We start from the raw sequence: 21380 nt of genomic DNA on the forward strand, positions 1-21380 counted from the left end.
GAATAGAAAAGAGATTGTTTAAAAACTGTAATTGCCTGCCAAGGGGGAAGTCTGTGCGTTTTGGGGTATTATATAATGAAAACTTACAGCATAACTTATATCCTAAAAATATTTTTTAATAAAAAGTCCCTAACTAAATGACATTGGCCCGAAGGCCCTCCCCCTGCACCCCCACCCTCTTGGGCACGGAAAGAGTTCTGCGTTGTTGTATGTACTGCGTTGTTGACTTTTGTCTGTATGCTTCGGTATTGGATGTGGAACGTTGTGCCGATCTGGTTTCTGTATTCTTCGGTACTTATGGTGGTACGCTGTGCCGATCTGCGATCTGCTCCCTGTATTCTTCGATATTTATGATGGTACGCTGTGCCGATCTGGTCCCTGTATTCTTCGATATTTATGGTGATACACTGGGCCGATCTGGTCCCTGTATTCTTCGATATTTATGGTGATACGCTGTGCCGATCCTGTTTCTGTATTCTTCAATACTTATAGGAATATTCTGTACCAGTCTGACATTTCAGGACAGGACGCCCAGTCCGCTTCCATCCCCCCGCATGTTTTTTCCTGTCGGTTGGAAGCGTCAGCCAGAGGAAGGTGACATCGGGCCGGGCTGCTGCGGAGGAGGGGTGATTACTACTTGGGCTGCGGGAGACGGCGTTATTGCGGCAGGGTCTGCTGTCTGAGCCGCAGGCGAGTTCTGGCCCTGCCGCAATGCTTTTAGCCGTCTCACGGAACCCTAGTAGTATCCCCCGACGGAGTCCCTGCCCGGACCGATGCCACCTTCCTCTGGCGTACCTCAACCACATCCACCTCTCAAAACCTCAAAAACATCCCCGACTGCATCCACTCCCGGAGCGATGCCACCTTCCTCTGGCGTACCTCTATACATCCGCCTCACAAAATCCCGACAACATCCACCCCGGACCAATGCCACCTTCCTCCAACGTCCCTCTATACATCCGTCTCACGAATCCACAAGCCCTTCCCGAACCCGCTCCGTAAGACTGTCTCCACCCTTACGATACCAATCTTCCACAAAAGAGTCAAAAGAGCTCACAGGCATCCTCCCCATAATAATCTGGATAAATGCATTCTTCTCCAGCAAACGCAAAGTCTGAGGAATCTCCCCGTCACCATCCCCCAGAAACTTTTTCTCCGGAGCACGGTAATTCGCATCCACCAGAAGCCCCACCGCCGAGATTCTGGACTTATACGCCGCCCATGCCTCCACCGAAGGCACCTCTGCCTCAAGATATTCCTTACACGCATCAAAATAAGATGCCTCAATGGCACTGAGATCCTCCCTGGTCTTCTCATCGCCCGGACTGTAAAGAACCTCACGGATATGCTTTGTCACTATATAAGTAGCCTCATTATAATCCACATTGATCATTAGCGGCCGCGCCGTAGGATCCACATTCAAGGCAAAATAAGTGTTCATCTCATCCGCATCCTCCGCTTCATATCTGGAATAGTCGAACAACACACTCAAAATCTTCATTGCAATCTCCGGATGCTCATACCCTTTACGCACAACTACATATTTATTATCTCGAAACGTAGAGTATACCTCCACAGTCCGCTTTACATCCGCAGTCAGATAATACGGTTCCCAGTCTGCCTCTTTATTCTTCTTATACTCATCCATAAGAGGATTATTCGGAGTCCACCAGAGTCCGAAAAACGCTCCGCATTTTCCATTCACCACAAGATCACGGATATTATTCTGTGCACGTAAAGCAAAATCCGGATCCAGTATTCCCTGCCTGTAAAGCTCTCTGAGATACCCCAGAGCCTCCTTTGTCTCCTCCGTCAGCGATCCATAGACAATTTCTCCATCTGCATTTTCAATCCACTGCTGCGGATACGCCCCGAACTTTTCAAACACAGGGTCCACCGAATAGCTGGTGCTGACCGTGCCCACAAGTCCCGGATCACAGACAAGTCCCACAGGATCTTCACCATCCTCTGCACCCATCCGGTTTTCCTGAAACGCACGGATCACTGAAAAAGCCTCTTCCAGTGTCTTCGGTTCTTTCAATCCCAGCTGTTCCATCCAGTCACGCCTCAGCCATAAAAGCTGCGACCCATCATCAATGGCAGTCTCCGGAAGTGCATACAATTTTCCGCCAAAAGTCCCGGAGTCTAAAAGTTCCTCTCCATAGCTCTCATACATTTCCTTTATTTTATCGGAAGCGCAGCTTTTGTATACTTCCGTCAGGTCCTCGATAAGATCATTTTCAACCAGCTCTTCCAGAGTTTCCCTGTCCGACACCAGAAAAATGTCCGGAAGATTCCGATCTTTGACCAGGATGTTCAGGGCTTCGTCATACCGCTCCTCACTCTCCATAAAAACATTCTTATTCTGTATATTCAGTGTCTTTTTCAGATACCGGGTATATGCATTGTCCTCATAGGTCTGCCCGTCCGGAAGATTAGAATTATTAGCCCCTTTCATCTGTCCCAGAGTATAAGTTACAAGCTCCGGATATTTTCCCAGAGGCGAGGTTTCTGCCTGTTCCCAGCTCTTGCTGCTCTTTTCGGACAGAACATCTATATCTGTTTTTTCCATTTCTGCAGTTTTTAAAGAACACCCCGTTAAAAGTGTCAGGCTCAGCATCGTACTCAGAAATACCACTGTTTTTCCCAGACTAAGTCTCATCTTTTTTTACCTCTTTCGGGATTCTCATATCAACGCTTGTCCCCTCACCTACCTTGCTCAGAATCCGGATGGCATATTTCTCTCCATATAAAATACACATACGGTCATTGACATTTTTAAGGCCATAGCCTTTTGCCTGATATGTGAGCAGCTTTTCTGCCTGCTCCTGCTCCATCCCTATTCCGTTATCTTCAACCCGGATCACTACATCCCCATTCTCTTCAAAGAAATAAAGTTTCAGAAGCTTTTCCCCTTCCTCCTTCACATCCAGGCCATGCTCCAGAGCATTCTCAACGATGGGCTGCAGGGCAAGCTTCGGAACCAACTCCTGCTGCACAGACGGATCGATATTCCACTCCACCTTAAAATCATTGTCATGCATGATCAGCTGGATTTCCAGATAAGCTTCGATATTCCGAATACAGTTTTCCACAGTCACCATATCTGCTCCCTTACTGAGCGCTGTCCGGTAAAATGTAGATAATGCCAACGTCACACGGCTGATCTCCTTCTGACGGCTCTTAATCGCCATCCAGTTTATAATAGAAAGAGAATTATAAAGAAAATGGGGATTGATCTGGGCAGTCAGCGCTTTCAGTTCAAATTCCTTCAGAGCGATCTTATTTTCATACACTTCTTCGATCAGTCGATTAATTTCATCCATCATATGGTGAAAGCTTCTCACCAGCTGTCCTACCTCATCTCCGGAATCACTGTAAACCGTAACTTCACGGCTTCCCTGGTTCACCTGTTCCATATTTCTGGTAAGCTGCTCAATCTTTCTGGTAAACAGCTTGGAAAACGTCATTCCCAGCACAATGATGATCACAACACAGAAGCCGATCAACGGGATCTCACTGATCAATACTTTTGAAACCGAGCTCTCGATCACAGCCGGAGGTTTGTAAAAATAATAGGTCCACCTTGTTTCATGTCCGCTGCTGCTGACATAGGTATATTCTTCCCTCAGACGATCCAGCTTTTTCGCAGTTTCTTTCTGTACGGAAATATCACTGGCCGCCAGATTTTCTCCATGATAGACGATATTTTGCTGATCATCCACCACAAAGCCTCCGGAATTCCGTTCGATAATATTGGCCAGAGGCTGGAATACTTTTCCGTAATCCAACGAAATACAGAGCACAGCCTCCCTGATCTTACCATCATATATTTCCCTGACTGCCGCGATCTGACGATTATCCCGGTCCACGATCCACTGAACCGTCACGGTATTATTTAATTTGTCACTCCACCATTCCCCATCCACCTCTGAAAGCGGAGCCAAGGTATATTCATGGCGCACGGGAATGCTTTCTGCAAAAAGCTGTATCCCCAGAATTGCTTCGTGGTAGGATTTCGGCACCGTCAATAGCGGATCCACAACTTCCGTATACTGTTCATATGCAGTATAACGATCCATATCTTTGTTGAAGATCACCTCCTGGATTTCGGGAGAATAGGTAAGATAATTCAAAAGACTGGCATAAATTTCGATCTGCCCGTCAATGCTTTCCCTGGTCTGCTCCAAAATGGAGTACATATCCTCCATCTCATTTTTCCGGACAAGACTACTCATGCGACTGTGACTGTACAGTGCCAACACGGTCATCGGCACCAGGGATACCAACACAAGAAGATTTGTCAGCTTGTACCGGTATTTCATATCATTATACTTCTTCAGAAGCCTCTTCATCCTCATTGTTTCCTTTCCGATAGGATTCCGGACTGCTTCCATAATATTCCCGGAAGCTCCGGCAGAAATACGAAGAATTGGCAAATCCTACCTGCTCACTGACCATGGCTACTTTCATGTTGGTGGTGCGTAGAAGCTCCTTGGCCTTTTCCATGCGAAACACACGGATGAAACGATTCAGGTTCATCCCCGTCTCCTTCTTGAAAATAAAACTGAGATAACCAGAAGAAAGATATACTTTTTCTGCCAGTGTTTCCAGATTCAGATCTTCCGCATAGTGATTGTAAATATAATTTTTTACTGCTGCCACCTCATCTCTGGATTCGCTCATGGAACGGTCCAGGAACTCCTCGTACTGGCGGATATTGTTTTCTGTAACCTCAATGATCTCCTGAATGGTAGAACAGCCATACAGATGATCCACTTCCAGATCCAGCCTGTGTTCTCCGGCAAAACGATTCTCCTGAAACAGCTCCCTTATCACATTGGAAAAAACAAATTTCACATACATGGCCGAAAATTGGGTATTGGACTGATATTTGGATGCCAGACTGCGGAAATGGCTCCATAGCTGCTTCACATCCTTTCTGGAAATATCTTCTGAGATTTTTTCCATAAGCCTGGAATCCTGCTCCTCTTCTCCGGTATTTTTTTCCTCATCTTCCTCGCTGGTGTAAACATGAATATCCGGATGATAAAATTTTTCTTCCATCTGCTGCTCCAGCTGTTCCATAATTTCCGGCAGTTCCTGATATCCGTCAAAACGCCGGCTTACAGCCAGATGAAAACGAACAGGATGACGGCGTTTCAGAAGATTATAGACATTTTTTGCCACAAGGACATAATCACAGTACACATCCTTAAAAAGGAGCAAAGACTGACGGCCATTAAGATTCAGATAGAAAAAAGAACGGCGAAGCTCTTCCCTGATCTCAATGGGAACCTCATCACTGGCAGAATCAAAAAATGCTTCATCCGATTCAATAAGAATTGCACAGTGCCACTGCTCCCAGACAGAAAAATCCACAATTTCTTCCGCCTCTTTCAGGCGTTCCTGATCTCCGGAATAAATGTAACTCAGAAGAAAATACTGCTGAAGAAAGCTTTTTTCTTTTATAGACTGCTGCTCTTTATTTTTCCGGGATGCGATTTCCTTCTGGATCTTCTGTATGGTGTCATGAAAGCGGTCCGGATCCACCGGTTTCAGTACATAATCCGTCACGCCATAGCGGATTGCCTCCTGGGCAAAAGCAAAATCTCCATAACCGCTGAAAATGATAATTTCCAGATCCGGATATTCCTCTCTTGCTTTTTTTGAAAGCTCCAGACCATCCATATGAGGCATTTTGATATCTGTCAGCATCAGATCCACAGGATGCTTTCTCAGCTCATTTAATGCCAGCTTGCCATTAGCCGCCTCATAAATTTCCCACTCTCCCTCTTCCATAGACAGAAGAAAGCGGATTCCGTCACGTTCCAGTTTTTCATCATCTACCACCAAAACTCTGTACATTCCTCACCTCGCCAAATATGGCCTGATCCACGTAAAAGCACGCAGATCAGGCCGTTTTTCTTTCATTTTAACATTATTCAACTGATTTGTCAGCCCTTAACAGCTCCTGCAACCACACCTTCAATGATATATTTCTGGCATGCAAGATAGAAGGCAATGATCGGAATGATAGAAAGGACAAGAACGCCCATCATAGCTCCCATATCAATGGTTCCGTAACCGCCCTTCAGATACTGGATGGCAATGGAAATGGTTTTATATTTCTTGATATCAAGTACCAGATATGGAAGAAGATAATCATTCCAGATCCACATGGTTTCCAGAATCGCTACAGTTACACAGGTCGGTTTCATAACCGGAAGAACCACTTTAAAAAATGTCTGGATCGGGGTACAGCCATCGATCATGGCAGCTTCCTCGATCTCGATCGGAATGGATTTTACAAAACCGCTGAACATAAATACCGCAAGTCCTGCTCCATATCCAAGATAAATGATGATCAGTCCCCACGGAGTATTCAACTTCAGGATGTTTGCAATCTTGGAAAGAGTAAACATTACCATCTGGAATGGTACGACCATGGAAAACAGGCACAGCATGTACATGGTTTTTGTCAGCGTGTTGGTAACACGGTTGATGTACCAGGCACACATGGAGGTACAGAGCAGAATTACCGCAACCGAAAATACTGTGATAAATAATGTCCATCCAAATGCCTGGAAAAATCCGGTTTTTGTAAGACCATTTACATAGTTTTCCAGACCTACGAACATTTTATCCGTTGGGATTGCAAAAGGATAACGGCTGATGTATGCTTTTTTCTTAAAAGAATTGATCAAAACCAGAAGAATCGGGAAAATATAAGCAACAGATACCACACTCAGGATCGCAGTCCACAGACCGCTGAATTTTACTTTTTTATTCATTACTGCTGTACCTCCTTACTTCTTGTGAGACGATTCTGGATCATGGCAATTGCTCCAACCAGTATAAAGAAGATCACGGCCTTCGCCTGTCCTACACCTTCCCATCCGGTACGTCCATAGAAGGTATTGAAAATATTCAGCGCAAGCATTTCTGACATATTGGAAGGCTCACCATTTGTAAGAGCAAGGTTCTGGTCAAAAAGCTTGAAGGAGTTGGTAAGTGTCAGGAAAGTACAGATGGTGATGGACGGCATGACCATAGGAATGATCACATGCTTCAGAAGCTGTCCTTTGTTCGCACCATCGATCTGTGCAGCCTCGATCAGTTCACCCGGGATATTCTGGATACCTGCAATGTAAATGATCATCATATATCCGATCTGCTGCCAGCACATCAGGATCACAAGGCCCCAGAATCCGTAAACAGAAGAATATGTAAGTGTTTTATTGATTTGAAGAAGCAGACCGTTTAACAGAAGCTGCCATACATAACCAAGGATGATTCCACCGATCAGGTTTGGCATAAAAAATACAGTACGGAATATATTGGTTCCTTTGATCTTCTTGGTCAGAAGCAACGCAACTGCAAAACCGATCACATTGATCAGAACTACTGATACAACCGTAAATGCGGTGGTGTACCATAATGCATGTCCAAAGGTTCCATCCTCAGTAAAAATCTTCACATAGTTCTGTAATCCCACGAATTTTGCATCCGTTACTGTGGTAAATTTACAGAAGGAAAGATATACGCCCATGATAAAGGGAACGATAAATCCAATGGTAAATGCCAGCAGGGTAGGCAGGACAAAAACCGGAAAATACTTTTTCATCATCTTATTCTGCATGTTTTCTCTTCCTTTCTCCTGAGGATGCATCCTTCCCTACTTTACGCACCCTCTCTTCATTAAAAGAGGCAGGCGGAAACCGCCCACCTCTTCGTGATCACGTTTCAGTTATATCTTATCAGCCTTCATTTGCTGCTTTGTACTCTTTTGCCCATCCGTCAACAAATGCAGTTTTCACAGCATCCCACTCGCCGGTACCCTGTGCATACTCAAGCATTGCACTGCCGACCTGGTTTTTCCACTCTTCAGAAGGCATGGTTGTAAAGTTCCATGAAACCGGAGTTTTACCAGCTTTTACATATTCGTCGGCTGCTTTTACAAGCGGATTTGCAGACTCATAATTCTCATCAAAGGTCTTGAATGGTGTTGTAAATCCCATTTCCTGGCTTATAGATTCTCTTCCTTCATCACTTGTGATAACCCAGCTGAGGAAATCAAGAGTTGCCTGGATATCCTTCTCATCTGCTTTTTTATTTACGCACCAGTAGTTCTCACTGCCTGTGCAAAGTCCCTGGTCCTCTTCACCATCTACACCAATGTAGATTGGAAGCATTCCCATATCCTCGTCTGCTACTTCGTTATCTTTGATGCTATCATAAGCCCAGGTTCCATTCTGATAGAACACAGCCTCTCCAAGGCCAAATTCAGCATTTGCATCATCGATAGTCTTGCTGGAAAGAAGGCTTGGCTCACAGGTAGAATCTGTGATATAAAGGTCAAACAGGTTCTTGAAGTTATCAAGATAGGTTCCTTTGATCGCATCTGTGGATGTGATTCCGTCTTCTTTGTACTCATAATAGATTGGAAGGTTTGCAAGGTGTGTCTTGAAGCGCCAGTCACTGGAAGAATCAAAGCCTGCGGAAGTAAATGCACCGTCAACTCCAAGGTCATCTTTCTTAGCCTGGATATCATCTGCAACCTTCTTTAATGTCTCAAAATTGTTGATCTCATCTGCAGACTTGATCACAGCGCCATCCATCTCACAGTATTTCTTAAGAAGCGCTTTGTTGTAAATAATTCCATATGTTTCAATTACATAGGCGATACCGTCAACTGCACCGCTGTCATCCTTCAGTACGAAATCGTCACTCTCCACATTTTTATAAACATCGCTGTCTTTCAGGTCATAGCAATAATCCTTCCAGGATGCAAGTCCAACTGGTCCGTTAACCTGGAACAGTGTCGGAACCTCATCCTTGGCCATCTCTGATTTCAGAGTAGACTCATAAGTTCCGGAAGCAGCTGTAACAACGGTAACCGGTACACCAGTCTCATCGGTGTATTTCTTTGCCAGGTCTGACCACTGATCTGCCTGCTCCGGTTTAAAATTCAGATAATAAACAGAGCCTTCACTGTCATCCCCTTTTGCCATAGCCGGAACTGCCGGGATCATGGTAGCTGCCATTAAAGCTGCAAGACCAAATGCTGTTGCTTTTTTCATTCTCATAATCGTACCTCTCCTTTACCTTATATGATATTCAATTTGTTTCGCGGATATGCTTAAAACGTCCATTTCGCATATTCCTGACCGATAAGCTTCAAATCAGCTTCTCGATTAACTTGATATTATTGTAAATCGAAGAGGTCATTTTCACTATATAAAAAAATCAAGAAACATGTTGATTTTTTTATATAGTAAAAATATTGATATTTTATCATGAAAAAAGAAGCCGGAACAGGCTTGCTCCCATTCCGGCTTCTTTCATATATTATTTTCGATTCATCATGCTTTATTGACAGATCCGAAAAGCTCCATTTTCTCTTTAACAGTAGCTTTGATCGCTTCTGCTCCAGGTGCAAGAAGCTTACGTGGGTCATATCCTTTACCCTGCTGATCTTTACCCTCTTCAATGTATTTACGTGTAGCTTCAGCAAATGCAAGCTGGCACTCTGTATTTACATTGATCTTGGAAACGCCAAGGCTGATCGCTTTCTTGATCATGTCTGCCGGGATACCTGTACCACCGTGAAGAACAAGCGGCATATCTCCTGTCAGTTTCTGAATAGCATCCAGAGTCTCAAAGCTTAAGCCCTGCCAGTTAGCCGGATATTTTCCGTGAATGTTACCGATACCAGCTGCAAGGAAGTTGATTCCGAGATCTGCAACTCTCTTGCACTCCTCAGGATCAGCGCACTCGCCCATACCAACAACACCATCTTCCTCGCCACCGATGGAACCAACCTCTGCCTCAAGAGACATGTTGTGCTCAGCAACGATCTTAACCAGCTCTTTAGTCTTAGCTACGTTCTCATCGATCGGATAATGAGATCCGTCGAACATAATGGAAGAGAAACCAGCCTCAACACATTTCAGGCATCCATCATAGCTGCCGTGGTCAAGATGAAGAGCAACCGGAACAGTGATGTTCAGCTCTTCCATCATACCGTTAACCATACCTACAACAGTCTTATAACCTGTCATGTATTTACCGGCACCCTCGGAAACACCAAGGATTACAGGAGAGTTGAGCTCCTGAGCTGTCTGAAGGATAGCTTTTGTCCACTCAAGGTTGTTGATGTTGAACTGACCAACTGCATAATGGCCTGCTTTTGCTTTTTTCAGCATTTCTGTTGCGTTTACTAACATGATAAAATCCTCCTAACCTGTATTAGGATACGGAAAAACCGTGTCCTTTATATCCAACCGTACTCATAATAGCAGATTTCCTTTGGTAAGTCCAGTATTTTACCAAAAATGCTGATGCTGTGGGAATTATTATTTTTTTTGAGAAAAAGCTTGCAATTTTATCAAATGTTATATATAATACATTTGTTGTTCACGGATGGATTCCCGAGTGGCCAAAGGGGGCAGACTGTAAATCTGTTGGCACCGCCTTCGAAGGTTCGAATCCTTCTCCATCCAGCGAATTTAGCTCTTACATCTTTGCGATGTAGGAGCTATTTTTTTGTGCAAAAAGAAAACCGCAAAGGGGCCGCAAAGCCGCGGCCCCTCTGCACACCCCTCGGGCTTTTTTTAGGAGTTCTTGGTTGTGGATGAGGGGAGGGTGTTGACTTGTGTCTGTATGCTTGGGTATTGGATGTGGGACGCTGTGCCGATCTGGTTCCTGTATGCTTCGGTATTGGATGCGGGGTGCTGTGCCGATTTATTTTTTTGGGGATACGGCCGGCTGCTTTATTGGTTATGGATTGTTTTGAGGCCGTTTTCTGTATGCTTCGGTGTTGGTTGTGGGATGCTGTGCCGATCTGGTTCCTGTATTCTTCGGTGTTGGACGTGGAACGCTGTGCCGATTTATTTTTATATATTGTGTTTTTTGGGCACTGGGCAGAATGTACATTCGCTTCTATTGTCTGCTCTCTGCGGTTGAATTTTCAGCCGGGGATGTGGCAGCGGTATGGGCTGCTGCAGAGGAGGTGTGATACTGCTTAGGCTGCGGGGATCGGCGTTATTGAGACAGGGGCTGCTGTCTGAGCCAGAGGCGAGTTCTGCCCCTGTCTCAATGTTTTTAGCCGATTTCCGGAGCCTAAGCAGTATCCGCCGACGGAGCCCTGCCCGTACCGCTGCCACATCCCCGGCGTACGGTTCATTCCATCCACCACACAAAGAAAAAGACGGCCACCCCCAAAAGCGAGACAGCCGTCCTTTCCTCACACATCATACATAGGAAATCGAAACACCGAAAAAAATCTATTTGTTAACTCTGTTAACCGTATTACCATCCAGAAAAGCCTTGATATTATCAACCGTAATATCCATGATCCTCTGTCTGGAAGCCTGAGCAGCCCAGGAGATATGCGGAGTGATGATGCAATTTTTAGCCTTGAGAAGCGGATTATCCCCCTTGATCGGCTCAGTAGAAACAACATCAAGACCAGCAGCATAAACCTTCCCACTATTCAGAGCATCTGCCAGATCCTGCTCAACAACAAGCTGACCACGGCTGTTGTTGATAAGGATAACTCCATCCTGCTTCCTTTGTTTGCAAGAACGATAACATCTCCCGGCTGAGCCATATCCAGTGCTTTATGGAACAGAAGGTTATCTCCTGCCGATGCATTTACTGTAAATGCAGTTCCCAGAAGTCTTGCCTTCGGGTTCAGCGGGAAAATACTGGAATCTACGGCAGCGATCTTTCCACAGTTATCATCAATATTTGCAACTGGAATTCCACGGAAGGCTTCTACTAATTCTTTTGACGGTCTTTCAAAGTTTCGTCTGATCCTACATCCTAATGCCATATGAAAACCTCTCTTCTTTTGATTTTCTTTTTTAATTGTATTTATCATATCATACAAGCTTACTATTGAATAACGAATAATTTCTCTGTATAATATAAATAATTTTTATATTATCAAAGCTTAAACCATCCTATAGACAACACCAAAGAAAAGGAGCTGTTCATATGAATCTTGCTGAAATCGAAACCTTTCTCACCATTGTAAATACCAAGAGCATCACCCGTACAGCGGATCTTCTTTTTCTTTCCCAGCCTACTGTCAGCCACCGGCTCACATCTCTGGAGAACGAACTGGGTTTTCCCCTTGTGATCCGTCAGAAAGGCCACAAGCAGGTGGAACTGACTGCCAAGGGAACGGATTTTATCATCCTTGCGGAACGCTGGATGTCTCTCTGGAAGGAAACTATGGAGCTGCAGCGCAATCAGGATTCCCTGCTGCTTACCATCGGCTGTACAGACAGCCTGAACGTAGCTGTTTTCGCACCACTATATGACAGAATCTTAAATGAGCAGACCAAGCTGGACCTGAACATCGAGTCCCATCATTCTTCAGAGCTCTACGGTCTTCTTGGAGAACACAGCATTGATATCGGATTTGTCTACCACAAATTGCATTACAAGAATATCATAACAGAGAAAATCTTCGAAGAAAAGCTTTATCTGATACAATCGGATCAGCCAGTGATTCCGGCTCCGGCAATACATACCGATGAGCTGGATCCATCCCTGGAGCTGTTTTTAAGTTGGGATGACAATTATCAGATCTGGCATGACCGCTGGCTTTCCTCCGCTTCCAGACCTCACATTGCGGCAGATACCATCACACTTTTGGACCGTCTCTGGAAAAAACCGGGAAACTGGATGGTCGCACCACAGTCTGTGATCCTGGAGCTTTCCCATTACCGGCCTCTTTTTATCAGTGAACTGAAAAACACACCGCCAAACCGTGTCTGCTATAAGATCAAGCATAAATATCCAAAGTCCACCAGCAAACGTGCCGTGGAATTCTTCGAAAATGCACTGGAAGACTTTCTTGCAGAATCCACTCCGTCCTTCCCGATCGGCCAGGTATGGGAACGACAGAAATAAAAAAACGGTAAGCACAAATCCGTCAGGAAGATTTTCTGCTTTACCGTTTCTTCTTATTATATTATTTATACCAGGATTTTTGATCCACCGCTTTCCACCACATAAAGCAACAACGGGCTTCGACTTGTTTCAGCATATATCAAGAACCCTTTGTTTACAAGGATTTTCAGCATTTCCATACAAAACAATATTTCGTCTGATTGCGTCTATTTTCTTTTATTTGTCACAAAAATTGTCATAAAAGAGCCACGCCCAATAAAGGGAATGGCTCTGATTATTACATTACATTTTCAAGCTTTTTCATTTCATTCTGTACTCTTGCAGCATCTACGTGATTGTATATGTTCATTATAATGCTTATGTCACTATGTCCCATGATCATTTGTAAAACTTTGATATCTAGGCCAGCTTCTGCACATCTGGTGCAAAACGTATGCCTCAGCATATGTGGATGTGTCAAGTATAGGACAAAAAAAATTTATTTTTTTTGCCGAAGACTATCTGACGTTTCCATCAGGTAGTCCCAGCACCTTTATTATCTTCTGACAACTTCCATGAAAATACTGACTCTGTGATAATGCTTCAGCGGATAATAAGTTGTACCTTTATGATTCTCTCTGTTATCCAGACGAAGTTCATTTTCCTGCATAATGCTGAACACGCCTGGCTTTACCTCCCTCTCAATTCTTCCCTCCCGGCAATGGTCAATACAGAATATTTTTCTGTCATTCTTCAATTCAAATTCAGATGCGCACTGTTCCATGTGCATGTCTGAAAAACAAATCATCACACCTGGCATTACTCGGTAAACCGTCATAACGCCCTCTCCTGTCGCATCATTTAACATAAGAACAGCGCAATTCTCATTCTGAATCACAGGCTTCACATTACTTCTAAGACTTGCAATTTCATTTACATTCAAATTTCTTCTCCTTTCACATAGTGGTATTTCTTTGTGTTAGTTTCATCTAACCTTTTTTTCTATTATCTTAACATGAGAATCGAGCATTATCCAGACCTGAACGGACGGCAATAATCCATTTAGACAAAAATAAAGTTCCAGACTTATTATCTGAAACTTTATTATAAATCCAGCATCATTGTATTACTTCACACAACGGAAATATACCATGGAACCGTCAACATGGATATCCGTTTCTTTATATAGTTTTGGAAGGATATCTCTCAGCTCTTTCTCCGTCTGAAACGGTGGAGAAAACCACCCTTTCTTTGCAAGAATATTTTTTACCAGCCAATCTGTCCGTTTCGATTTTCCCCTGATATAAAAACAGGCAATGAAATCGCCGCCTGGTTTCAAAACACGCCATATTTCATGAAATGCTTTTTGCTTATCAAGAAATGCATGAAAACCATTCATACTGACAACGGTATCAACAGATTCATTCTCCATTTGCAGGTTCCCCACATCCCCCTGAATACATTTGATATGCGCATGACTACCAAGTCTTTTTCTGGCTTGTTCAAGCATATCCATGCTGTAATCAATACAAGTAATATGTGCATTTTTCAGAGAGCTCCATTTGTTTTCCGTAAATACAGCAGTTCCAACCGGAACATCAAGAAGCTTTCCTGAAAAGTCATTAGGAACATATGATAAAACTTTTCGTGCTATATCATTATCATCCGTGCCACTCCAAAATAACTTAATATACAGTTTGCTGAAAATATTTCTTTGCGTAAGAACATCGTCATATATATTTTTTGATGTTTCATAAGCATTTTGTATTTTGTCTGCCATATTACCCTCCAAATTTAATTTTAATTCTAAAAGCTTAAAACTATCGTTCTCTAATCTTCCTGACATTACGATTCATGAGGTGTCTTCCAATATGTCTATAAGCAAATGCTTTAAAGGCTGAAATTTCTTGATGATGTTCCTTCAACAGTTCATCTGGACAATCATAAACACCAAAATCCTGATTGATTCCCTCGCTCTGAATATAAGTATTGTTCCTATCAAACTCAATAATGAGATTTCTGAAATCCTTGACTGCTACTCCATAACCGCAAAATGCACCTGTACATTCCGAATTTTGTTCCTGTAACTTCTTTATGTAGGTTTTATCCAAAATGAAAGCTTCCAGTTCGTACCACTGATTTTCGAAATTAATTTCTACCCAGCTATGGAAAATACTTTTTGGAGCATTACGGTAAACAAACCCTGTCATAGCCCCTTTCTGCAATCTTTTATCAATCGTAAAACCATGTACTCTGCATGGAATATTGCAGGCACGTAAAAGTGCCATAAATAAAGTTCCTTTTGTATTACATTGTCCATAACCATCTGCAAGTACTTTTGAAGCTGAAATTCCGTCATCAATATTATATCCAAATAAAACATCATCTCTTACATAGTTGTAGATTGCCTTAATCCTTTCAAATTCACCCATTTCCTTCCATTTCATATTTTGAATAAGTTTTTGAATTGCCGGATTAGAAAAATCAACCATTCGTGTTTCCCTAAGATACTTATCTTTCATTTCCTATCGCCTTTCCCATAGGTTTTCTCACAACACAATGCATTCGCATACCTTTACGAATTTCAAATTTTTCTACTTTTAATCCTGCTTTTTTGCAACATTTTATGACCACATCTCTTGTTGGCACTTGGACATCTCCATGTCCGCATATATTTGCCAACGGCATTTCCAATGTATTCATTAGCCATACCAATACTTTATTGTCACTGGTCACATCTCTCAGTATCAATCTTCCATTTGGGCGAAGACATCTTTTCACACTGTCAAAAAATGCCTGTGGATCCGGATAATGATGGAAGCTCATAGAACAAATAATTGCATCAAATGAATCCTTTTCAAAAGGAAAGTTCTCACAGTCTCCTACAACAAATGTTGTATTTGGTATATTTTTCTTTTTTGCCTGTTCAATCATTGCCGGAGTCAGATCCAGTCCTGTATAATGCCGGTCTGGATGTTTTTCTGCTAATAAAGAAATCATCGGAGCAGGCCCACAGCCTGCATCCAATAAATCTCTAAATGGCTCCTTCTCTAATTCTTCCAGAATATCCGGATAATCTTTCTTGCACATTTCGTAAATGCCAGCATGGTTACTTTCATATCTTCCTGCTGCTTTTGTAAACTCTTTAATTGACAATTTTTTATATTCTTCATTTTTCATGCTTTTTTCTCCAATCACTGTACCTTTTTCGCCTTGCATCCGCATTTCTTCATTTTTTTCATATAAGCATAAAACTGCTTATGCAATTCCCTCATTTCATCTGGTGCCTTCATAGCATGTTGATACATAAATTTATCTCCAAAACTGCTTCCAAATGTAACTGCCAGCATAATCGTCAGAAATGACAATGGTAAAAAGCGAAAAATATTCTTTTTCCACTTTCTCCGGATCGTCTGATTCATAATACGCATCTGCAATCGGTACCACCATAGCAAGATGACAAAGCTGCCATAGATGCATATCCGTTACTTTCTGGTATGGTATATGAGCATGCCTCAATATCTCTGAAAACTGCTTAGTTCTTTCGGATTTATTTCCTGATATTTCTGCAAATGTTGTCGGCTGAATCAACCTTGGAGTAAGTGCTTCATACAGCTGGTTTTCCCGGACAGTAAGCAAGACAAAATCATAAATATCATCGTTTGGTAGTTCTCCAAGAATCCTAATCTCTGCCTTTATTACTTCCTGATTTTTCTTATATTGCAATCCATTATTTCTTAAAGCCTCAAGTCTTTTACCTCTGGCATAAATATTTGTATCATAACCGGCTTCTGCAAATAAAGCCGCATACAAGGATCCAATCACACCAGCACCATAAATCAATATTCTCATAAGAATCTTTCCTCTCCTCTTACCCCAGTGCCACATCCAAGATCATCATCAAACTAAATCCCAGTGCAAAGAAAAGCGTACCGATATTCGAGTGCTGTCCCTGAGACATTTCCGGAATTAGTTCTTCAACCACGACATATAACATAGCTCCTGCTGCAAAGCTGAGTAAATATGGTAATGCCGGGATTACCAGCTGTGCGACAAGAATCGTCATTACTGCTCCAATCGGTTCAACGACTCCTGAAAGTACACCTCCCAGAAATGCCTTTCTCTTACTTTCACCCTCTGCCCTAAGCGGCATGGATATAATCGCTCCTTCTGGAAAATTCTGGATAGCAATTCCAAGTGATAAAGCAAGTGCACTTGTTGCTGTAATCTGTGCATTTTCAGCAAGAAATCCTGCATACATTACACCAACTGCCATACCTTCAGGGATATTATGTAATGTAACTGCCAACACCATCATCGTAGTACGGCCAAGTTTGCTTCTCGGTCCCTCTGCCTGATCACTTCCAACATGAAGATGTGGAATCAAATGATCAAGTGCGAGTAAAAACAATATACCAATCCAGAACCCAACAACTGCCGGAACAAACGATAAAGTTCCCATATTCTCAGATTGTTCAATTGCCGGAATCAGAAGACTCCAGATTGAAGCAGCAACCATTATACCTGCTGCAAACCCTGCAAGTGCACGTTGCAGTAACTTGCTAAGTGTTTTTCTCATAAAAAACACGCATGCTGCACCTAGCGTTGTTCCAACAAATGGAATCAGTATACCTTCAAAAACATTCATTAGCATTATGTATTCCTTTCTGTATAGTCAAAAGTACTTTCACATCGTTCTGTTGTTAGTTTTAACTAACTACCATGTATAAAAGAAACCGTGCAAAAAGCAAACTGTAATTTCACACGGTTTTCCTTATGTTTAAGTATATCACTTACGAAATCATATAACAATATAATTCTTTTAACAATTTACAAGAGAAAGATCATCCATGTATGCACAATCTGCAAAAATCTCAGATGCTGTGCGAAGTCCCTTGCTCTCAGCGATATCACCAAGAACTGCTCCTGCACAGTAATAAACGATCAGATTTTTGTCATACTCGCAGATTGCCTCACAGATCGCTGTGGAAATATCCTCGTCATACTGGCAGGCATTCCCCATTGCTCCATGAGGAGCGACATGCTGAAGCTTCATTCCGTAGCTCTTGGTAAATGCAGCCAGTGCTCCGATCTGGTATCTGACGTAATTCTTAACTTCATCATGAGAGAGAACCATCTTTCTTCGTCCAAAGCCAAGAAGATCCGGATATTCAGGATGGGCTCCAACCATAACGCCACGTTCCTTTGCCATGCGGACTACCTTATCCATTACCATCGGATCGCCTGCATGCCAGCCACATGCTACATTTGCTGTTGTAACATATTTGATGATTTCTTCATCGCCGCCAAGCTTATATGTGCCAAAGCTCTCACCCATGTCACTGTTTAAGTCGATACTGTACATGCTGCTATCTTTCTTTACTTGTTGAAAGTATAACATGTTAAATAAAAATAATAAAATAGATTATTTTTTCAGAATATATTAACGTTTTCTATATTTCTTTTGCAATAAATTTCACTTTTCTTTGATCCGTTTTTTGAAAAGCTGTTGACAAAGATTTTAATATATGATTAAATAGTCATATGAACATTAATTCATATATTCATATAAAAAAACAAACGAATCAGCAAGGAGAGTTCATATGGAAGACAAATTAAAGAAAGATTCCATGGAGTCCGCAGATTCCTGCGGCTGCGGTCACGAGCATGCGCATCACAGCCATGATGAGCATGAAGAACATCACGATCATGAGCACCATCATAAGCACTGCGGCTGTGGTTGTGAGGATCATAAACATGAACATCATGAACACGAGCACCTTCACCACCATGACGAGCACTGTGGCTGTGGTTGTGAGGATCATGAGCATGAACATCATGATCATGATCACCTTCACCACCATAACGAGCACTGCAGCTGTGGCTGCGAGGATCACGAGCACGAACATCATGAACATGAGCATCATCATCACCATGACGAGCACTGTGGTTGTGGCTGCGAGGATCACAAGCACGAACATCATGAACATGAGCACCTTCACCACCATGACGAACACTGCGGCTGTGGTTGTGAAAATCATAAACATGAACATCATGAACACGAGCACCTTCACCACCATGACGAGCACTGTGGTTGTGGCTGCGGGGACCATGAGCACCATGGTCACTCCCACAATGCTCTCACCGCAAAGCGTGTCTACATTCTGGAGAACCTCGGCTGCGCTCACTGTGCTTCCAAAATGGAGGAACGGATCCAGGCTCTTGAAGGCGTCGAAAGCGCTACCATTACTTTTGCAACAAAACAGCTTCGCTTAGGGGCTGCAGATCCAGACGCTCTGCTTCCGCAGATCCGCAAGATCTGCACATCCATTGAGTCTGAAGTTAAAGTTGTTCCGAGAAATCCAGCTCCGGCAGCTTCCACTGACACAACAACTAAGACCTATCTTCTGGAGAATCTAGGCTGCGCTCACTGCGCTTCCAAAATGGAGGAACAAATTGCAAACCTTGAAGGCATTTCCGAAGCAACCATCACTTTTGCAACAAAACAACTTCGCTTAACTGCAAAGAATCCGGATCGATACCTGGATCAGATCCGTAAGATCTGTACATCCATTGAATCCGAAGTTCTTGTAAAAGAAAAGGATCCGAAGCCAAAGGCTCAGTCCCCAAAAACAGCGACTCACCCAACCGCTTCCAAGAAGAAATTTTTCTCCAAGGAAAACATAGATATCATCTGCATTATCATCGGTGCAGTACTCTTCGTTGCCGGAGAGATCATGGAACACAAAGGCTTTGGTACCAGTGCCACTCTTCCTGTATTTGTGATCGCATACCTGGCGCTTGGGGGTGTTATCGTTGTAAAAGCTGCCAAAAACATCTCTCACGGACAGATTTTTGACGAAAACTTTCTCATGAGCATTGCAACACTTGCCGCTTTTGCCATCAATGATTCTGCTGAGGCCGTAGGCGTTATGCTCTTCTACCGCATCGGCGAGCTTTTTGAGGAAAAAGCCGTTGAACGAAGCCGCGGGCAGATCATGGATGCCGTAGACCTTCGTCCGGAAGTTGTCAATCTGGTCACAGGCAATGATATCCAGGTAATTCCCTCTGAAGAGGCTCAGATCGGAGACATTCTTCTGGTCCGTCCCGGAGACCGCATCCCTCTTGATGGTATCGTAATTGAGGGAAACAGCCGTATCGACACTTCTCCGATCACAGGAGAGCCTGTACCGGTTGCTGTAAATGAAGGTGATGAGATCACTTCTGGTTGCGTCAACACTTCCGGCCAGCTTAAGATCCGCGTGGAAAAACCTCTGGAAGAATCCATGGTCACTCGTATTCTGGATTCCGTAGAAAACGCGGCAGCAAGCAAACCGAAGATCGACCGCTTTATCACACGTTTTGCCAGGGTTTATACTCCTTGTGTTGTAGGAATCGCAGTGGCAACTGCCATACTCCCATCCCTTGTTACCGGAAACTGGCATTACTGGATCTACACAGCCATTACTTTCCTGGTAATGAGCTGCCCTTGTGCTCTTGTACTTAGTATCCCGCTGGCCTTCTTCTCCGGGATCGGTGCCGGTTCTAAAAAGGGTATCCTTTTCAAGGGTGGCCTTTCCATCGAAGGATTAAGTAAGCTCGGCGCTGTGATCATGGATAAGACCGGTACTATCACAGAGGGTAACTTCCAGCTTCAGAATGTTGTTGCCACCGGTAAATACACGGAAAATGAACTCCTTTCCATGTGTGCAGGCTGTGAACAGAACTCCACACATCCTATTGCGAACAGCATCGTTGCTGCCGCAAAGGAACGTGAGATCCAATTTGAAAAACCGATCTCCCTGGAAGAAATTTCCGGTCACGGGATCGTTGCGGAAATGCCGAAGGGAAAAGTTCTCTGCGGAAATCGCAAGCTGATGGATAAATTCGGAGTTACAATCGGAGAATTAAAGGAAGCCGCTTACGGCTCTGAAGTATTTATGGCAGTAAACGGAACCTTCGCAGGATATATGCTGATCTCCGATACCATCAAACCTGACGCAAAGGAAGCCATTGCTTCTCTGAAAAAGCTTGGTCTCCACACCGTTATGCTCACTGGAGACTCCGAAGACAGTGCACAGGCTGTAGGAAAAGATGCCGGGATCGATGAGATCTATGCAAAGCTTCTTCCGGAGGATAAGCTCAATGCCCTGAAAAAGGTCCGCCAGGCACATGGAACGGTTATGTTTGTCGGTGACGGTATCAACGACGCTCCTGTTCTTGCAGGTGCTGATGTAGGTGCTGCCATGGGAAGCGGTGCAGATGCTGCCATTGAAGCCGCAGATGCCGTATTTATGAATTCCAATGTAGATGCGATCCCTCAGTCCATCGCCATTGCACGAAGCACAAACCGTATTGCATGGCAGAACGTAATATTTGCCCTGGTGATCAAGATCGCAGTTATGATCCTTGGTCTTGCCGGACATGCCAACATGTGGATGGCCGTATTTGCAGACACTGGCGTTGCCATGATC

At 43.5% G+C, this 21380-nt stretch carries 18 protein-coding genes, 1 tRNA gene and 2 pseudogenes; 3 read left to right on the forward strand and 18 right to left on the reverse strand.

What is annotated here, in order from left to right; genetic code table 11:
• Positions 1 to 964: 964 nt before the first annotated feature.
• The 7 genes from CCC70_RS12810 to fba form a co-directional block, all read right to left on the reverse strand.
• Entirely contained in the window at positions 965 to 2662 is a 1698-nt protein-coding gene (locus CCC70_RS12810) for an extracellular solute-binding protein (protein WP_287085000.1), read from the reverse strand.
• Positions 2652 to 4439, reverse strand: coding sequence for a cache domain-containing sensor histidine kinase (locus tag CCC70_RS12815; RefSeq protein ID WP_286188043.1), 1788 nt, complete (start codon positions 4437 to 4439; stop codon positions 2652 to 2654). The genes CCC70_RS12810 and CCC70_RS12815 overlap by 11 nt, the downstream gene beginning before the upstream one ends.
• Positions 4330 to 5868 (reverse strand): response regulator transcription factor, encoded by a 1539-nt coding sequence (locus CCC70_RS12820; protein WP_118609243.1) that lies wholly within the window; start codon positions 5866 to 5868, stop codon positions 4330 to 4332. The genes CCC70_RS12815 and CCC70_RS12820 overlap by 110 nt, the downstream gene beginning before the upstream one ends.
• 89 nt (positions 5869 to 5957) lie before the next feature.
• Positions 5958 to 6794 carry a carbohydrate ABC transporter permease gene (locus CCC70_RS12825; protein ID WP_021650827.1) on the reverse strand — a complete coding sequence of 279 codons (837 nt, stop codon included), beginning with the start codon at positions 6792 to 6794 and terminating at the stop codon, positions 5958 to 5960.
• Positions 6794 to 7642: a carbohydrate ABC transporter permease gene (locus CCC70_RS12830; RefSeq protein ID WP_227752378.1), complete on the reverse strand. Its 849-nt coding sequence runs from the start codon at positions 7640 to 7642 to the stop codon at positions 6794 to 6796. The genes CCC70_RS12825 and CCC70_RS12830 overlap by 1 nt, the downstream gene beginning before the upstream one ends.
• A gap of 118 nt (positions 7643 to 7760) precedes the next feature.
• The gene (locus CCC70_RS12835) at positions 7761 to 9089 is read right to left on the reverse strand and encodes an ABC transporter substrate-binding protein (RefSeq protein ID WP_118609242.1); all 1329 of its coding nucleotides are present in this window, start codon (positions 9087 to 9089) and stop codon (positions 7761 to 7763) included.
• Positions 9090 to 9365: 276 nt separating this feature from the next.
• Complete coding sequence (gene fba / locus CCC70_RS12840) at positions 9366 to 10229, reverse strand: class II fructose-1,6-bisphosphate aldolase (RefSeq protein ID WP_015527136.1); 864 nt, start codon at positions 10227 to 10229, stop codon at positions 9366 to 9368.
• 194 nt (positions 10230 to 10423) lie between these two features.
• On the opposite strand from fba, the gene CCC70_RS12845 reads away from it, so the two are divergent.
• Positions 10424 to 10505: transfer RNA gene (locus tag CCC70_RS12845), tRNA-Tyr, on the forward strand.
• Positions 10506 to 11288: 783 nt separating this feature from the next.
• Here CCC70_RS12845 and CCC70_RS16580 read toward each other — a convergent pair.
• Together CCC70_RS16580 and CCC70_RS12855 are read right to left on the reverse strand one after the other, a co-directional pair.
• Positions 11289 to 11576, reverse strand: a pseudogene (locus CCC70_RS16580) (NAD(P)-dependent oxidoreductase); the annotation flags it as partial.
• Positions 11498 to 11887, reverse strand: a complete 390-nt coding sequence (locus CCC70_RS12855; RefSeq protein ID WP_334296285.1) for a hypothetical protein — start codon at positions 11885 to 11887, stop codon at positions 11498 to 11500. The gene CCC70_RS12855 and the pseudogene CCC70_RS16580, both read right to left, overlap by 79 nt.
• A 116-nt stretch (positions 11888 to 12003) precedes the next feature.
• Between CCC70_RS12855 and CCC70_RS12860 the strand changes: the two genes are divergently transcribed.
• Positions 12004 to 12927, forward strand: a complete 924-nt coding sequence (locus CCC70_RS12860; protein ID WP_015527133.1) for a LysR family transcriptional regulator — start codon at positions 12004 to 12006, stop codon at positions 12925 to 12927.
• Positions 12928 to 13204: 277 nt separating this feature from the next.
• Here the strand turns inward: CCC70_RS12860 and CCC70_RS12865 are convergent, their stop codons facing one another.
• The 9 genes and pseudogenes from CCC70_RS12865 to CCC70_RS12905 form a co-directional block, all read right to left on the reverse strand.
• Complete coding sequence (locus CCC70_RS12865; protein WP_287085002.1) at positions 13205 to 13372, reverse strand: tyrosine-type recombinase/integrase; 168 nt, start codon at positions 13370 to 13372, stop codon at positions 13205 to 13207.
• A 90-nt stretch (positions 13373 to 13462) separates the two neighbouring features.
• Positions 13463 to 13849: a hypothetical protein gene (locus tag CCC70_RS12870; RefSeq protein WP_287085003.1), complete on the reverse strand. Its 387-nt coding sequence runs from the start codon at positions 13847 to 13849 to the stop codon at positions 13463 to 13465.
• Positions 13850 to 14032: 183 nt separating this feature from the next.
• Positions 14033 to 14752, reverse strand: a complete 720-nt coding sequence (locus CCC70_RS12875) for a class I SAM-dependent methyltransferase (protein WP_287085004.1) — start codon at positions 14750 to 14752, stop codon at positions 14033 to 14035.
• Positions 14727 to 15428 (reverse strand): transglutaminase-like domain-containing protein, encoded by a 702-nt coding sequence (locus CCC70_RS12880; protein WP_015527132.1) that lies wholly within the window; start codon positions 15426 to 15428, stop codon positions 14727 to 14729. Before CCC70_RS12880 ends, CCC70_RS12875 begins: the two co-directional genes overlap by 26 nt.
• Positions 15418 to 16086, reverse strand: a complete 669-nt coding sequence (locus CCC70_RS12885) for a class I SAM-dependent methyltransferase (protein WP_118377725.1) — start codon at positions 16084 to 16086, stop codon at positions 15418 to 15420. The genes CCC70_RS12880 and CCC70_RS12885 overlap by 11 nt, the downstream gene beginning before the upstream one ends.
• Positions 16087 to 16100: 14 nt before the next feature.
• A pseudogene (locus CCC70_RS12890) lies at positions 16101 to 16758 on the reverse strand (ketopantoate reductase family protein).
• 19 nt (positions 16759 to 16777) lie between these two features.
• Positions 16778 to 17560 (reverse strand): ZIP family metal transporter, encoded by a 783-nt coding sequence (locus CCC70_RS12895; RefSeq protein ID WP_287085006.1) that lies wholly within the window; start codon positions 17558 to 17560, stop codon positions 16778 to 16780.
• 168 nt (positions 17561 to 17728) lie between these two features.
• Complete coding sequence (locus CCC70_RS12900) at positions 17729 to 18271, reverse strand: LamB/YcsF family protein (protein ID WP_287085007.1); 543 nt, start codon at positions 18269 to 18271, stop codon at positions 17729 to 17731.
• Between the two features lie 250 nt (positions 18272 to 18521).
• Positions 18522 to 19094 (reverse strand): hypothetical protein, encoded by a 573-nt coding sequence (locus CCC70_RS12905; RefSeq protein WP_287085014.1) that lies wholly within the window; start codon positions 19092 to 19094, stop codon positions 18522 to 18524.
• A 12-nt stretch (positions 19095 to 19106) separates the two neighbouring features.
• Between CCC70_RS12905 and CCC70_RS12910 the strand changes: the two genes are divergently transcribed.
• On the forward strand, positions 19107 to 21380 hold a 2274-nt coding region (locus CCC70_RS12910), incomplete at its 3' end, for a heavy metal translocating P-type ATPase (protein WP_330577214.1).

This window comes from Blautia sp. LMAG:89 (genome assembly GCF_008679485.1).
GTDB classification, from domain to species: Bacteria; Bacillota; Clostridia; order Lachnospirales; family Lachnospiraceae; genus Blautia_A; species Blautia_A fusiformis.